The 14,288-nt window shown below is 53.8% G+C and carries 12 protein-coding genes; 4 read left to right on the forward strand and 8 right to left on the reverse strand.

Features of this window, described 5'->3' with window-relative positions:
• Nucleotides 1-84: 84 nt before the first annotated feature.
• The 8 genes from V3851_RS20855 to V3851_RS20890 form a co-directional block, all read right to left on the reverse strand.
• Nucleotides 85-525 (reverse strand): nitrous oxide-stimulated promoter family protein, encoded by a 441-nt coding sequence (locus V3851_RS20855; RefSeq protein WP_331848495.1) that lies wholly within the window; start codon nt 523-525, stop codon nt 85-87.
• Between the two features lie 31 nt (nt 526-556).
• Nucleotides 557-2,176 (reverse strand): hypothetical protein, encoded by a 1,620-nt coding sequence (locus tag V3851_RS20860; protein ID WP_331848496.1) that lies wholly within the window; start codon nt 2,174-2,176, stop codon nt 557-559.
• A gap of 13 nt (nt 2,177-2,189) precedes the next feature.
• The gene (locus tag V3851_RS20865) at nt 2,190-2,975 is read right to left on the reverse strand and encodes an ABC transporter ATP-binding protein (RefSeq protein ID WP_331848508.1); all 786 of its coding nucleotides are present in this window, start codon (nt 2,973-2,975) and stop codon (nt 2,190-2,192) included.
• A 272-nt stretch (nt 2,976-3,247) separates the two neighbouring features.
• Entirely contained in the window at nt 3,248-4,714 is a 1,467-nt protein-coding gene (locus V3851_RS20870; RefSeq protein ID WP_331848497.1) for a catalase, read from the reverse strand.
• Nucleotides 4,715-5,096: 382 nt separating this feature from the next.
• Complete coding sequence (locus V3851_RS20875; RefSeq protein WP_331848509.1) at nt 5,097-6,092, reverse strand: siderophore ABC transporter substrate-binding protein; 996 nt, start codon at nt 6,090-6,092, stop codon at nt 5,097-5,099.
• Between the two features lie 62 nt (nt 6,093-6,154).
• Nucleotides 6,155-6,913: an iron ABC transporter ATP-binding protein gene (locus V3851_RS20880; RefSeq protein ID WP_331848498.1), complete on the reverse strand. Its 759-nt coding sequence runs from the start codon at nt 6,911-6,913 to the stop codon at nt 6,155-6,157.
• The gene (locus tag V3851_RS20885) at nt 6,907-7,857 is read right to left on the reverse strand and encodes an iron chelate uptake ABC transporter family permease subunit (protein WP_331848499.1); all 951 of its coding nucleotides are present in this window, start codon (nt 7,855-7,857) and stop codon (nt 6,907-6,909) included. The genes V3851_RS20880 and V3851_RS20885 overlap by 7 nt, the downstream gene beginning before the upstream one ends.
• Nucleotides 7,847-8,800, reverse strand: coding sequence for an ABC transporter permease (locus V3851_RS20890; protein ID WP_331848500.1), 954 nt, complete (start codon nt 8,798-8,800; stop codon nt 7,847-7,849). Before V3851_RS20890 ends, V3851_RS20885 begins: the two co-directional genes overlap by 11 nt.
• 342 nt (nt 8,801-9,142) lie before the next feature.
• Between V3851_RS20890 and V3851_RS20895 the strand changes: the two genes are divergently transcribed.
• The 4 genes from V3851_RS20895 to V3851_RS20910 all read left to right on the forward strand — a co-directional run bounded on the left by V3851_RS20895 (nt 9,143) and on the right by V3851_RS20910 (nt 14,212).
• Nucleotides 9,143-10,912, forward strand: coding sequence for an ABC transporter ATP-binding protein (locus V3851_RS20895; protein ID WP_331848510.1), 1,770 nt, complete (start codon nt 9,143-9,145; stop codon nt 10,910-10,912).
• Entirely contained in the window at nt 10,909-12,792 is a 1,884-nt protein-coding gene (locus V3851_RS20900; RefSeq protein WP_331848501.1) for an ABC transporter ATP-binding protein, read from the forward strand. The genes V3851_RS20895 and V3851_RS20900 overlap by 4 nt, the downstream gene beginning before the upstream one ends.
• A gap of 170 nt (nt 12,793-12,962) precedes the next feature.
• Complete coding sequence (locus V3851_RS20905) at nt 12,963-13,280, forward strand: transposase (protein ID WP_331848388.1); 318 nt, start codon at nt 12,963-12,965, stop codon at nt 13,278-13,280.
• Nucleotides 13,281-13,291: 11 nt separating this feature from the next.
• Entirely contained in the window at nt 13,292-14,212 is a 921-nt protein-coding gene (locus V3851_RS20910) for an IS3 family transposase (protein WP_331848502.1), read from the forward strand.
• Nucleotides 14,213-14,288 lie beyond the last annotated feature (76 nt).

Raw genomic sequence — 14,288 nt, forward strand, 5'->3', positions numbered from 1 at the left:
CTATATAAAAAAACCTTGCTCCAATGCGGTTTTCGCGCTGCAAAGCAAGGTGTGAAAAATATGTGTCTGGACTAGGAGACCTCGTTAATCGAGCTCTGTCAGCGCGATACGCGCCCTCCCGTCGATCATATGCCGGATCGTCAGAACGGGATGAGATAACAGCATGCGGGGGCCGGCATAGCGCATCACCCGTTTGATCATATCCCGTTGCACCGGGGCGTAACAGTGAACCGGACAGGAGACGCAGGTCGATTTGTCTTCCCCGAACCTGCAAAACGAGAGGCGCTTCATCGCATACCGCTCCAGTTCCTTGCACTCCTCGCACAAGCCGCTGCCCATGCGGTCATCGGCGTACTTGAAGCTTGTCCTCCGCCACCTCCCTCCAAGCGAATCTAGGCTCCGGCTCTTCTTATGGGCACCCCGGCAATAAATGCCGATCATATGCCGGATCGTTATTTTCTCCCGGGTGATTCTCGGCCCTTCTATTCTTTGCGCCTGTCGGGAATGCTGGTAGGTTCTGTTCATGCCTTTCCTCCGTAAAAGTGTTGAGCCCTCTTTATTCCCTCCTGCTCAGCTTACCGAACAGCTTGCGCCACAATATCCAATTGGCCGCCGGCAATATCGCCGCGTAGACATAAATGCCGTAGCTGACTTTAGTCGCCATGAAATGGATGAACCCCAACCCCGCAAGCAGGAAATATAAAGGAATCATGCGGACCCCCTCTCCCTGCTGCGCCGCCTCAAACCGCTCCGAGAACGGAAGCCCTTTGCTTAAGTAAGCGAAGGATAGTACCGTGAATACCAGAATAGCCAAGCCGGCCACAAGCAGATCGGGCAAAATATCGGCTCCGAACAACAGGGCCATGATCAGGGCTTCCAGCGCATACAGCGGCATAATTAGCCGCGCTGCGGCGGCGAGCAGCGTCCCCCTGTAAACCGGAAGCATGTCTCCGATCGGCAGTGCCCGGTAAATCCAGGCCGCCTTGTAACTCCCCGAGTATTTAAGCATCATGACAACGGTGGGCACAAGCAGGGCGCTAAAGTATATAAACAGATACATTCTTGTCTTCGCAAGCCCGTACAGCCCGTCTGTGGCTCCATTCATAAACATAAACAGGAACGGGAAAATAAGCGACAACCCGAGCGTAGGATATACTTTCAGCTTGAACTCCCGCTCATTTCCCAGCATGGTCCACGCAAAGCGAAAGAATACTTCCTCCTCCGGATTTGCGCATAACAGACGCGAAAGACGCTTCGGCCATTTCCCCTGCCCCGCTTTTTTGCCGCGGCCCGGATCGGACAGCTTCTGAAGATTGTTTTCCAGCAAAGGCATCAGCTTGACATATAACAAAAATGCCAGAATCGGCACAAATACAGACAGCAGCGACAGCAGCACAAGCATACTCTGGCCGTTCCCGTGCAGCAGCACTTCGAACGGTGCCCCGAACCACACCGGAACGATCAGGAACTGCCACCATTCCGGCTGCAATTCGGCTTGCAGACCCATGAAGTCAAACAATCGGACCAGGAACTGATAGCCGACGGCAAGCGCTACCGTGAGTCCGATCTGAACATAGTTGATCAGATCCTTCAGTCTCTCGCCGTCATAAAATTTAAGTATCACAAGATAAATCAGCGCGGTGAACACCACGATCAGCAGGTCCATTAAAATCAGTTCAATCAGAAACAGCAGGGCAAATCCGATTCCATGCTTGACGACCCCTACCCCCAGCGGAACGATAGCCAGCGCTCCGGTCACAAAGAACATATAGAATAAAATATGCAGCGTCTTGGCCATGGCGATCGTTCTGCGGTCCACCGGCTTCGTCGCCAGAATGCTCCGGTCCCGGGTATCCAGCAATACGGAAGAGAAGTCCGCGATCAGCGAGGTCATGATCATGAACATAAATATGCCGAATATAAAGCTCACCTGGAAAAAGGAATTGTTGCCGATTGCCAGAAAGACGGAAGAGAATCCGCCCATGAGCAGGTAAAGCCACAGAGAACCGATGAACTGGTTTTTCTTATCCTTTTTGCGGGAATTACCGACGATCGTCGGGGCCCTTCTTCCGTCCATCAGCAGTTTGATTTGAAGTATGCGCCGCATGGCGGGATAATTGAAACCCAGCTTTTCGAACAGTCCCTTAAAGCGGTCCAGTACCACCAACGATTTCATCTCGCCCATACCCCTATACCTCTTGCACAATCGCGACGAACTGCTCAGCAATGTCCTGATGCTCGTTAAAGCCCGTCAATTGATTGAAAATTTGCTCCAGTGAGCCTCCGCTGACTTGACCCTTAAGCTGCTCGAAGCTGCCGTCGGCCACGATGCGTCCATCGGCCAGCAAAATGATGCGGTGGCTGATTTTTTCGACAACGTCCATGATGTGCGAGGAATAAAAAATCGTCTTCCCTTGCGCGGCCAACAACGCGAGAACCTCCTTGACCACCATCACGCTGTTGGCGTCCAATCCGCTGAGCGGCTCATCAAGAAACAAGATATCCGGATTGTGCAGCAGGCTGGAAATCAGCAGCACCTTCTGCTTCATTCCTTTAGAAAATGTAGCGATCCGCACATCGAACACTTCCTTCAAGCCAAAGCGCTCCATTAATCGATAGGCTTTACTTTCCGCCTCATCCGCGGGTACTCCGTACAGCTCGCCGATAAACGTCAGATACTCGCGAGCCGTAAGCGTATCGTAGATATCCGCCACTTCCGGCACATAGCCGATGCGTTTTTTATACTCCACACTCCCGTCGCTTGGACTGGCCCCCAGTACACTGACCTCGCCGGTGTATCCTTCCACCAGGCCCAGCATGATCTTGACCGTCGTGCTTTTGCCGGCGCCGTTCGGTCCGATATAGCCGATGATTTGGCCCGGGTAAGCTTCCAGATCAATACCGTTCAATACATATCTATCCCCGAATTTCATCCGTAAATCCCGCACCGTGATCACAGGCGCGCTGTTATTCATAGTAGTCATTAACGTCCATCTCCTCTTCCTTTCCAAGTCCTCCGATAGATTTCAACTACGCAATCGGCAACTCAAAGGGCAATAATACTTACCGTCTCCTTCGTCATCGCATGTTTTTATGGTGGCTATGGCGCTTATGCCCTCTCATAGATTGATATTTTTCCATTATGGAATATTATGTATATCCTTTCAATGATATTAACTATATTAAAAGAAAGACAGAGCCCTGCAGGGGCTCCGCCATTCTTAATAATCATTTATATTAACAAGGATTAGCCCTGAGATCCCGCGGCCGGAATGAAGCCGCTGATATCAACGCCAAGCCCCTGGGCTAACCGCGTACCGTACTCGGCATCGGCGCGGTAGAAATTGCAGATCGCGAGCAGCCGCGTTTTCTCCGTCGTTTGTTTCAAATCGTTGACCAAGTTACTGATCAGATTGGCTTGCTCTTCCGGCGTGAAACTGCGATACAGCTCACCGGCTTGCGTGAAGTCGTCGGTCTTAGCGATTTTCTCCCGGCCGATATGGCCGCTTACCGGAACGACGCTGTCGCGGTACGCCGGATCTTCCTTCGGGCTGTCCTCCAGGCTGTTCGGCTCGTAGTTGACCGGCGACGGGTCCTGCATCACGTTCATCAGGCCGTCCCGTTGATGGTTGCGGACCGGCGCATACGGGCAGTTGACCGGAATTTGCAGGTAATTCGCGCCAAGCCGGTAACGCTGCGTATCCGGGTAGGAGAACAGCCGGCCTTGCAGCAGCTTATCCTCGGAAGGCTCGATCCCCGGCACAAGCACGCTCGGCGAGAAAGCCGATTGCTCGACTTCCGCAAAGAAGTTGACCGGATTGCGGTTCAGCGTCATCGTCCCGACTTTGATCAGCGGATAATGGCTTTCCGGCCACACTTTGGTCGGATCGAGCGGATCAAAGCCCCAGGTGTCGAGGTCTTCTACCGGCATCAACTGTACGTTCAACTCCCACTGCGGGAAATCCCCTTGCTCGATATGATCGTACAAATCGCGCGTGGCATGATTGAAGTCCCGCCCTTGCACTTCGCGGACCTCGTCCGCCGACAGATTCACCACGCCTTGCTTCGACTTCCAGGTATATTTGACATAAGTGATCTTGCCTTCGGCATTGATCCATTTGAAGGCGTGTACGCCGAAGCCGTCCATTTGACGGTAGTTCGCCGGCGTTCCGTTATCCGAGAACACCCAGGTCATCATGTGCGTCGATTCCGGGGACAGGGTCATGAAATCCCAGTACCGGGCCGGATCCTGGATGTTCGTGTTCGGCGCGGGCTTCAGCGAATGTACCATGTCCGGGAACTTGATCGCGTCGCGGATAAAGAACACGGGCAAATGGTTGCCGACCAGGTCATAGTTGCCCTCCTCCGTGTAGAACTTCACGGCGAATCCTCTCGGGTCGCGGGCCGTCTCCGGCGAGCCTACCCCGTGAATAACGGTCGAGAAGCGGACGAACACCGGCGTTTCGCGTCCGGCTTCCTGCAGGAAATGCGCCTTCGTAAACTCCGACATGCTGCGCTCCGTAACGAATACCCCATGGGCGCCGGCTCCGCGCGCATGCACGACGCGCTCGGGAATGCGCTCGCGGTCGAAGTGGGCGATTTTCTCCAGCAGATGATAGTCTTCCAGCACCGTCGGACCGCGCTGTCCCGCCGTCCGCGAATTTTGATTGTCCCCTACCGGCGCACCCTGATTTGTCGTCAATCTATTATCCATCTATATCATCCTTTCAAATTTACTATTGTATTTAGACTTAATCTAAGTTCTAAATCAGATTTTAGCATGCGGACATCCGTATTTGCATGAAGTTCAGATGAGGAAATCGTGAAAATATAAATTTTTAAATACCCGCAGATGGTAAAGAATACAACATTTCCTTTGCAAACTCGTCAAATGCTGAGTAATGCTGCATTATTTACAGAAATTTGAACGGAATCATTCGAATTTCCTCAATATCCGGCTTAAATGTTGCATAAGATGCAGCAATTTCTCTCCAATTTAGGTTTTCACCCGGAAAATGTTGTACTTTTTACAGCCTGCCGAAATATAAAAAAGCCCGATGCCGTATAAGCATCGAGCCGTTTTTGTACTATTTAAATTATTGAATTCCTTCCTGCACCTCTTTGATCATTTCCGGTACGGACAGGAGGCCGCCGCCGGAGAGATACCAGTAGTTGGCATCCAGGTAAACGATATGCCCGTCTTTGTAGGCGTTCGTTTTCTTCACAAGGTCATTCTCCACAATTTCGGACGCAGGGGTCGCCTGCTTGCCCTCCTCGGTGACAACGGCGTCGCGGTCCACGACGAACAGGTAATCCGGATTCTTCTCGGCGACAAATTCAAAAGAAATGGAATTTCCATGGGTATCGACTTTGATGCTTTCGTCTGCCGGCGTGACCCCGAAGACGTCATGGATAATGCCGAAACGCGACCCCGGGCCAAAGGCGCTTACTTTGCCGCCGGTCGTCAGAATAATCAGGCCTTTCTTGCCGCTGGCGGTCGCCTGCTCGTTCAGCGTTTTGATCGAATCGTCAATGGCGGCGAGCTCTTGCTCCGCTTCGGCTTCCTTCCCGAAAATTTTGCCGAGCGTCGTCACGTTCTCTTTAAAAGACTCCATATAGTTCTTGGTGTCTACGCCCATGTAAATCGTCGGGGCGATTTTGTTCAGCTCCTCATAGGCTTCGGACGAACGGCCGGAGATAAAGATGACGCCGGGATCGAGCTTGTTCAGCGTCTCGAAATCCGGCTCGAACAGCGTACCCGCATTCGTGTAATTGCTGTCTTCATATTTTTTCAGATGTGTCGGGAGACTGCCTTGCGGCACCGCGGCGACTTCCACGCCGAGCTTATCCAGCGTTTCCAGTACGCCCATATCGAACACGACGACATTGCCCGGGTTCTTCTTCACTTTGGCTTCGCCCAGTTGATGCGTAATCGTCAGTTCCTCTTCTTCGGCCGGAGCCGCAGCAACGGGCTCCGTCGTGTTGGTGCTGCCCGCATTGGAGCCGGCGTTCCCCCCGCCGTTATTGCCGCTGCTTGCGTTATTGGCCCCGCAAGCCGCGAGTACCATAATCATAACCAGTGCTGTAAGCATTAAAGCAAACTTTTTGCTTTTCACTTAAAAGTCCCCCCATACTATTTTTTTCAATATGAATATCACGTGAAATAAACGCCGATTCTGTTCCCGCCGATCTCGTGAATCGGGATGTCCATGTCGTAAACCTCCCGCAATACCGCCGGGTTCATAATTTCCTCCGTAGTCCCCTGCTTGATGACGACGCCGTCTTTCAACGCCACGATGTTGTCGGAGTAGCAGGAGGCGAAATTGATATCGTGAATGACCAGCACGACCGTCTTGCCCAGCTCGTCGACCAGTCTGCGCAGCACCTTCATGATCTGCACCGAATGGCGCATGTCGAGATTGTTCAGCGGTTCGTCGAGCAGCACGTATTCGGTGTTCTGCGCGATGACCATGGCGATGAACGCCCTTTGCTTCTGGCCGCCGCTCAGTTCATCGAGATACTTGTTCCGCATCGGCTCCAGCTCCATATAGCGGATCGCTTCCTCCACGTAAGCCTCGTCTTCCTTGGTCAGCCTTCCCTGCGAGTAAGGGAAGCGGCCGAAATCGACCAGGTCCTTCACGGTGAGACGGATATTGATGTGATTGGACTGCTTGAGAATCGAGATCTTTTTGGCGAGCTCCCCGCTTTTCCACTTGCCGATCTCCTGGTCCTCGATCAGGATTTCTCCCCCGTCCTTGGCGATCAAGCGGCTGATCATCGACATCAGTGTGCTTTTGCCGGCTCCGTTCGGGCCGATGAAGGAGGTGATTTTGCCTTTTTCGATTTCCAGCGAAACGTTGTCGATGACTTTCTTGCCGCCGTATTGTTTGGAAACGCCTCTAACCTTTACCACGATTTATTCTCCTTTAGCAGCAGATAGATGAAATACACCCCGCCGATAAAGTTGATGATTACGCTTAGCGAAGTGGAGAAGGTAAACACTCTTTCCAACAGCAGCTGACCGCCGGTAAGGGCGATGAAGCTGATCAGGGAAGCGCCGAAGATCAACGTTTTATGACGGTACGTGTTCAGAAACTGATAGGCGACGTTGGCTACCAGAAGTCCGAGGAACGTAATCGGTCCGACGAGCGCGGTGGAGATCGAGATCAGAACCGCAACGACCACCAGCATCCGCTTGACGACGTATTCATAGCTGACCCCGAGGTTGACCGCATGGTCGCGCCCCAGGGAGAGAACATCCAAATACTTGGTGAACCGCGCGAAATAAATCCCCACGAGCAGCACGCCGGCGAGCGAAAGCACGAGCAGATCGGAATTGACGTTATTGAAGCTGGCGAACATTTTATCCTGGATCACCAGGAATTCGTTCGGATCGATCAGCTTTTGCAAAAACGACGTCAGGCTGGAGAAAAAGGTGCCGAACACCAGACCGATCAGCAGCAAATGGTAAATGCTTCGTCCTTCCTTGCGGAACAGCATCCTGTACAAGAGCATGGCAAATACCACCATGAGGCCCACCGCCAGCACGAAGCGCAGATTCTTACTCATCAGCGTCAGGGCCGTCCCTCCGAACAGGAACACGATGACCGTCTGAAGCAGCATGTACAGCGAGTCCAGGCCGATGATGCTAGGCGTCAGGATGCGATTGCTCGTAATCGTCTGGAACACCACCGTCGAAAAAGCGATGGCCGTGCCGGTGAGGAGGATCGCGATCAGCTTTTTGGCCCGTCTCGGCAGTATGTAATCCCACTGTCCCCCCGCGTCGATCGTCATGAAGACGACCGCCAACAGGATGGCGATGCCGACCAGGATTCCAAGTTTCGCTTTATTGCTCATATGTCTTTCTCCTCATCAACAGGTACAGGAAGATGCCGCTCCCGATCACGCCGACCGTCAAACCGATCGGCACCTCGTAAGGATAAATGATCACCCGTCCCAAAATGTCGCAAGCCAGCACGAATGCCGCCCCCAAGAGCGCCGTGTGGGAAAGATTGCTCTTCAGATTGTCGCCCTGGTACATCGTGACGAGGTTAGGTATGATAAGCCCGAGAAAAGGAATCGATCCGACCGTCAGCACGCCGACCGATGTGACGAGCGCCACCAGCCCGAGGCCGATGTTGACGACCTGCTTGTAATTGAGGCCCAGGTTGACGGAGAACTCCTCGCCCATGCCCGCCACCGTAAATTTGTTGGCGTATACATAAGCGATCACGACAAGCGGGACGCTGATGTACAGCAGCTCGTAACGGCCCTGCAAAATCATCGAAAAGTCCCCGAACGTCCAGGCGGACATACTTTGGATCAAATTGTATTTATACGCGAAAAAAGTAGTGACCGAGCTGACGATGCCCCCGAACATGAGCCCCACCAGCGGGATAAAAATCGTATCCTTGTATTTCACCCGGTCGAGGATTTTCATGAAAATATACGTCCCGGCGAGCGAAAATACGAAGGCCACCGCCATTTTGATCAGCGGTCCCGCCGCGTTGAACACCAGCAGCGCCACCATAATGCCGAAGCTGGCGGAATCCATCGTGCCGGCTGTCGTCGGCGACACGAATTTGTTCCGGGTCAGCTGCTGCATAATCAAGCCGACGATGCTCATGCTGACGCCGGCAATCAGAATGCTGATCAGCCGGGGCAGCCGGCTGATCCACAGCAATTCCCACGCTTCCGCGTCGAATTGCAGCAGATCGCGGATCGAGATGCTCTGCACCCCGATGAATATTGAAACGATAGATAATATAATCAACAATGCTGTCAAAGTTGTTTTCTTCATAGCTTCGTCCTTACTTCGCTCTCCCTGGCCAGGAGAAAGCTCAAGTGATCATCCGCCGGCAGAACAGACGATATCTTTAATTAATAATGATATTCATTATCAATTAGCTAAAATTATATCGTCTCTTTTTTCACTATGTCAACGGTTTTATTTTAAATTTGCTGCATAATTTCACGGTTTTAAGATTTAAAATACACTGTCATTTCTATTGTGGGAACATATGTTTTGGTATAAAATGGATTGTACGAATGCTAGGAATACTCTAATAGAGTGTTCCAATATAAAATGTACATAGAGATACGGACAGAGGGAGTGACCGGCTTGTCGGAACCTAAGGAAACCATGCGTACCAGCAAAATTCGAAGGACGAAGTCCTTATCGCATTACCGGGAAATGTTGGGAAAATATGTATTCGCCCAGCGTAAGCTGCTGATTTGGCTGGCCGTGCTGCTGCTCGGCTCCATCACCCTGCAGCTCGTCAACCCGCAAATTATTCGTTACTTCATCGATACCGCTCAGGGACAAGGGAGCTTGAGGGCACTTTATTACGCGGCCGCTCTATTTATCGGCTTCTCGGTCGTCCAGCAAGTCGTGTCCGTCTGCGCCGCCTATTTCAGCGAAAATCTCGGCTGGACGACGACCAACCGGCTGCGGGCGGATTTGGTGGAACACTGTCTCTCGCTCGACATGTCGTTCCATAAGTCGAATACTTCCGGAACCTTGATCGAGCGCGTGGACGGCGACGTCAACGCGCTGGCGAATTTTTTCTCCAGCTTCATGATCCATCTGCTCGGCAACCTGCTGCTCATGCTGGGCATCCTGCTGCTGCTGTTCCGGGAAAATATCTGGATCGGCGCGGTGATGACCCTGTTCGTGGTCTTTGCCTTCTTCGCCATTCAGCGCATTCGCAAATACAACGTCCCGCTCTGGAAGAAATGGCGGGCCCAGAACGCCGAACTGTACGGCTTCATCGGCGAGCATCTGGAAGGAACCGAGGATACGCGCGCCAACGGCGCGGCCGGGTATGTGATGAACCGCTTCTATGACCTCGCCCGGCGGATGCTGCCCGTGCGAATCCGGGCCTTCATGGGCTTCGGGATGACCTGGGGCACGACCATCCTCGTGTTCGCGCTCGGCAACGCCGCCGCGTTCATCGTTTGCGCCTGGCTCTGGAAACGAGGCGAGCTTACGATCGGCTCCGCGTATCTCATCTTCTACTACACGGAATTGCTGGCGAAGCCGATCGAGAAGATTCGCACGCAGCTCGAGGATTTGCAGAAGGCCGACGCCAGCCTCATCCGCATCTCCGAACTGCTGAGCACAAAGACGATGATTGCCGACGGTCCGGGCGCGCCGCTTCCGCCCGGGCCTTTGTCCGTGCGGTTCAACCGCCTGACCTTCTCTTACGAGGAAGATGGCGAACCCACGCTGTGCGATATTGAGCTGGCGCTGAAACCGGGTCAGACGCTCGGTCTGTTGGGGCGCACCGGCAGCGGCAAATCGACGCTCGCCCGGCTGCTGCTGCGCTTCTATGATCCGCAAACGGGCTCGATCGAGCTGTCCGGCGTCGACATCCGAAATTGCAAGCTGCATGAGCTGCGCAGCGGCGTGGCGATGGTGACGCAAAACATCGAAATTATGGAGGGCACGGTCCGCGACAACCTGTCTCTGTACGACGACACGATCGACGATGAGGAAATCGTCGCCGTGCTGAAGAAGCTTGGCCTCACGGAATGGTACGCGTCGCTGCCGGAAGGGCTCGATACAGTGCTCTCCTCCGGGGGCGGAAGCCTGTCGGCGGGGGAAGCACAGCTGCTGGCCTTCGCCCGGGTGTTCCTCAGCGATCCCGGCCTCGTCATCCTGGACGAAGCTTCTTCCCGGCTTGATCCGCTGACCGAGAACCGGATCGAGGCGGCGATCAGTTCTTTGCTTGAAGAGCGGACGTGCATCATGATCGCCCACCGGCTCTCGACCGTGCAGCGGGCCGATCAAATTATGATTCTGGAGAACGGAAGAATCGTGGAGTACGGGGCGCGGGCCGCGCTCGCGGGGAACCCGGAATCCCGGTTCAGCCGGATGCTGACTGTCGGGCTCGAGGAGGTGCTGGCATGAATACAAGACATTTCTTTTGGAGGCTGATCAGTTATTGGCCGGTATTTTATTTTGCCAATCTGCTCGCCTGGATGATTATCCACATGATGCCGCTATTGCCCGGCCTCATTCAGAAATCGTTCTTCGATTATCTTGAAGGAAGCTATAATCTTCCTTACGGCGTCTGGGGCATCGCCGCTCTGCTGGTCGGAGCCGCCCTGGCCCGTATCGCGGTAATTATCTGCGGATTTTGGACCGACGCCAGCTATCGCTTCCGTATCTCCGCCCTGCTGCGGAGAAACATGCTGTCGCACGTGCTGAAGGAGCCCGGAGCCAAGGCGATTCCCGTGTCTCCAGGGGAAGCGATCAGCAACTTCCGGGACGATGTGGATCACACGGAAGAAGCGATGAGCTGGTCTGTCGACACGTTCGGCCTGGTCGGCTTTACGGTGGTCTCAAGCTATATTCTGATATCCATTGACGCGCAGTTGACCTTCTTTGTGTTCGTACCGCTGATTCTGGTCGTGACCGCAGCGCAAATCGCCACGTCTCGCGTCCAGAAATACCGGGCGGCTAGCCGCGCCGCGACAGCCAAAGTCACCAGCTCGATCAGCGAGATGTTCTCGAATGTCCAGGCGATTCAGGTCGCAGGTGCCGAGGCGCGGATCGTGCGCCGCTTCGAGCGGCTCAGCGATGCCAGACGCCAGACGATGGTGAAAGACAAACTGATCACCGAGGCGCTGTCCTCCGTGTTCACCAATTCCGTCAATCTTGGCACCGGTCTGATTCTCGTGCTTGCCGGGTACAAAATGCGAGGCGGAACGTTTTCGGTCGGCGACTTGTCCTTGTTCATTTATTATCTGACCTTTGTCACCCAACTGACTTCCAATGTCGGGAACTTTATGACCTACTACAAGCAGATGGCCATCAGCTTTGGCCGGATGAAAGCCATGCTGCAGGGGGCCCCCGCCTGGATTCTGACCGCCCCGGCTTATATCGGGATCGGCAAGCGGCGGGACGGCGAATCCCGCGGGGAAGGCGGCCGGAGGGATGAAGGACGCAGAGATGCGGAGCAGTCGGCGGTGCGGACCACTGCCGAACGGACTGGGAACGGTGCGGGCGGAATTGCCGCCGAAGCGTCGGCGGATGTTACGGAGCCGCTGCGGGAACTGGAGGTGCGCGGGCTGACCTACCGCTATCCGGAGACGGGCCGGGGCATCCTGGATATCGATCTGCGGCTTAGCCGCGGATCGTTCACCGTGGTCACCGGCATGATCGGCTCCGGCAAGACGACGCTGCTGCGGGCGCTGCTCGGCCTCCTGCCGGCGGAATCCGGCGAGATTCGCTGGAACGGCCGGCAGGTCGCCGCGCCGGGGGACTTCTTCGTGCCGCCGCACAGCGCCTACACGGCGCAGATCCCGCGCCTCTATAGCGACAAGCTGCGCAGCAACATCCTGCTCGGGCTGCCGGACAGCGAGGGCGGCCTGTCGCAGGCGCTCTACGCCGCCGTCATGGAGGACGACGTGGCGCAGCTCGCGCACGGCCTCGACACGATGGTCGGGCCGCGCGGGGTCAAGCTTTCCGGCGGCCAGGTCCAGCGGACCGCAGCCGCGCGCATGCTCGTGCGCGACGCACAGCTCTATGTGTTCGACGACCTGTCGAGCGCGCTCGACGTCGAGACCGAACGCAAGCTGTGGGAGCGGCTGTTCGAGGGCCGGGGCGAGGCCACCTGCCTCGTCGTCTCACACCGCAAGGCCGCGCTCTCGCACGCGGACCACATCATCGTGCTGAAGGACGGCACGATCGAGGCCGAGGGCACGGCGGAGGAACTTCTCGCCGTGAGCGAAAGCTTCCGCCGGCTCTGGCACGGCGAAGAGCGGCAGGAGACGGCTTCCGGGTAACAGTCGGAAGCATGCAAAAAACAATCTGCGACGATCGATAGAACCGTACCGATTGTGCACTTTAACTGGAAATATCCAATGAAATGCTGCTCTATCCTCTAGGCCCCCTAAATAAACTGGAGTCCTCCCCTACAAGGATTTACAATGGAAATAAGGGAGAGGATTAAGTTATGGGAAAAGCCAAAGATGAATTTCGTTTAAAGGTAGTAAGAGAAGCTTTATCTGGTATTAAAGTGGGGGTGCTTGCCCGGTCGTATGACCTGCACCCGGAAACCATTCGGACCTGGATCCGAACATACCGAGATCAGATAACGGATATAGAAACTTCACTGCCTGACCAACACCTTCAAGAGCTCAAACGACTTCAAGAGATTGAAGAGAAATACGAAAAAGCTATGAAAGTGCTCGGCGAGAAAGAACTCGAAAATGAGATCCTACGGGAACTCGTAAAAAAGAAAAACCCCGCTTATCTGAAAAACTTGAAGTAGCAGAACCATTCATTAAGCGGGGTGAACCAACAGCTGTAGTTCTGCGGATTTTGGAAATTGCCGAATCGACCTACTACGATCGGAAAAAGAGGACTTCTACCCCAAAGGCTGAGCCGTCACCTGCAGGCAAACGCGGGCGCCCTACACCTGGATACTCTCTAAGCATAACGGGGATCCCCATTAGCGATGAGCAGATCAAAGAGTGGCTCCTTGAGCTACTTGAAGGCGAAGAACATGTCTACGGCTATAAACTGTTGGGCCAGTGCATTCGTGATGTTCACCAAGTCATAATTAATAAGAAGAAAACGTACCGCCTTTGCAAAGAACTCGGCATTCTGCAAAAAGCTCGAAAGCACGTTCCATCGCACCCGCGCACTCTCCCAAAGAACCGATTCATAACCGGTTCCAATCAGTTGTGGCAAATGGACATCAAATACGGATACGTTATAGGACAGAAGCGATTTTTCTTTGTTCTTAGCATTATCGATGTATTTGACCGCGTGATAGTCGGACAATATCGCGGGCGAACCTGCGAAGCCAAGCATGCCGTTCAAACGCTTTTATATGCCATAGAGTGCCGCATTCAGCCTGGTGAAACATTACCTGTGATCCGGACGGACAACGGGCCTCAATTTGTAAGCAAGTTGTTTGGAGATACCTGTGAGAGCTTAGGGATGGCCCATGAGCGAATTCCCCCACGGACTCCAAATATGAATGCCTACATCGAATCGTTTCATAGCATACTGGAACGTAACTTGTTTAGTAGACGAGAATTCATGACGTTTGAAGAGGCGTTTGAAACGCTTGATCAATATATGGACTTTTATAATTATCGAAGAATGCATGGTAGCTTGAAGCGTATGGCACCAATGAAGTTTTCGTCATGGGTGAAGACGCTAAAGGATACCACTAAGTTCCATAAATCGATGTAAACACGTAAGAAAATAAGCAATACTGCGTTTACAATAAACTTGTAGGTCAGGACTCCGGATTTAAGGGGCCCAGCCG

The organism is Paenibacillus haidiansis, from assembly GCF_036553665.1.
GTDB lineage: Bacteria > Bacillota > Bacilli > Paenibacillales > Paenibacillaceae > Fontibacillus > Fontibacillus haidiansis.

Excerpts from the sequence above, each read along its gene's own strand:
- V3851_RS20855 (WP_331848495.1), bottom strand. The coding sequence starts at position 525 with ATGAACAGAACCTACCAGCATTCCCGACAGGCGCAAAGAATAGAAGGG.
- V3851_RS20860 (WP_331848496.1), bottom strand. The coding sequence starts at position 2,176 with ATGAAATCGTTGGTGGTACTGGACCGCTTTAAGGGACTGTTCGAAAAG.
- V3851_RS20865 (WP_331848508.1), bottom strand. The coding sequence starts at position 2,975 with ATGAATAACAGCGCGCCTGTGATCACGGTGCGGGATTTACGGATGAAA.
- V3851_RS20870 (WP_331848497.1), bottom strand. The coding sequence starts at position 4,714 with ATGGATAATAGATTGACGACAAATCAGGGTGCGCCGGTAGGGGACAAT.
- V3851_RS20875 (WP_331848509.1), bottom strand. The coding sequence starts at position 6,092 with ATGCTTACAGCACTGGTTATGATTATGGTACTCGCGGCTTGCGGGGCC.
- V3851_RS20885 (WP_331848499.1), bottom strand. The coding sequence starts at position 7,857 with ATGAGCAATAAAGCGAAACTTGGAATCCTGGTCGGCATCGCCATCCTG.
- V3851_RS20890 (WP_331848500.1), bottom strand. The coding sequence starts at position 8,800 with ATGAAGAAAACAACTTTGACAGCATTGTTGATTATATTATCTATCGTT.
- V3851_RS20895 (WP_331848510.1), top strand. The coding sequence starts at position 9,143 with ATGCGTACCAGCAAAATTCGAAGGACGAAGTCCTTATCGCATTACCGG.
- V3851_RS20900 (WP_331848501.1), top strand. The coding sequence starts at position 10,909 with ATGAATACAAGACATTTCTTTTGGAGGCTGATCAGTTATTGGCCGGTA.
- V3851_RS20905 (WP_331848388.1), top strand. The coding sequence starts at position 12,963 with ATGGGAAAAGCCAAAGATGAATTTCGTTTAAAGGTAGTAAGAGAAGCT.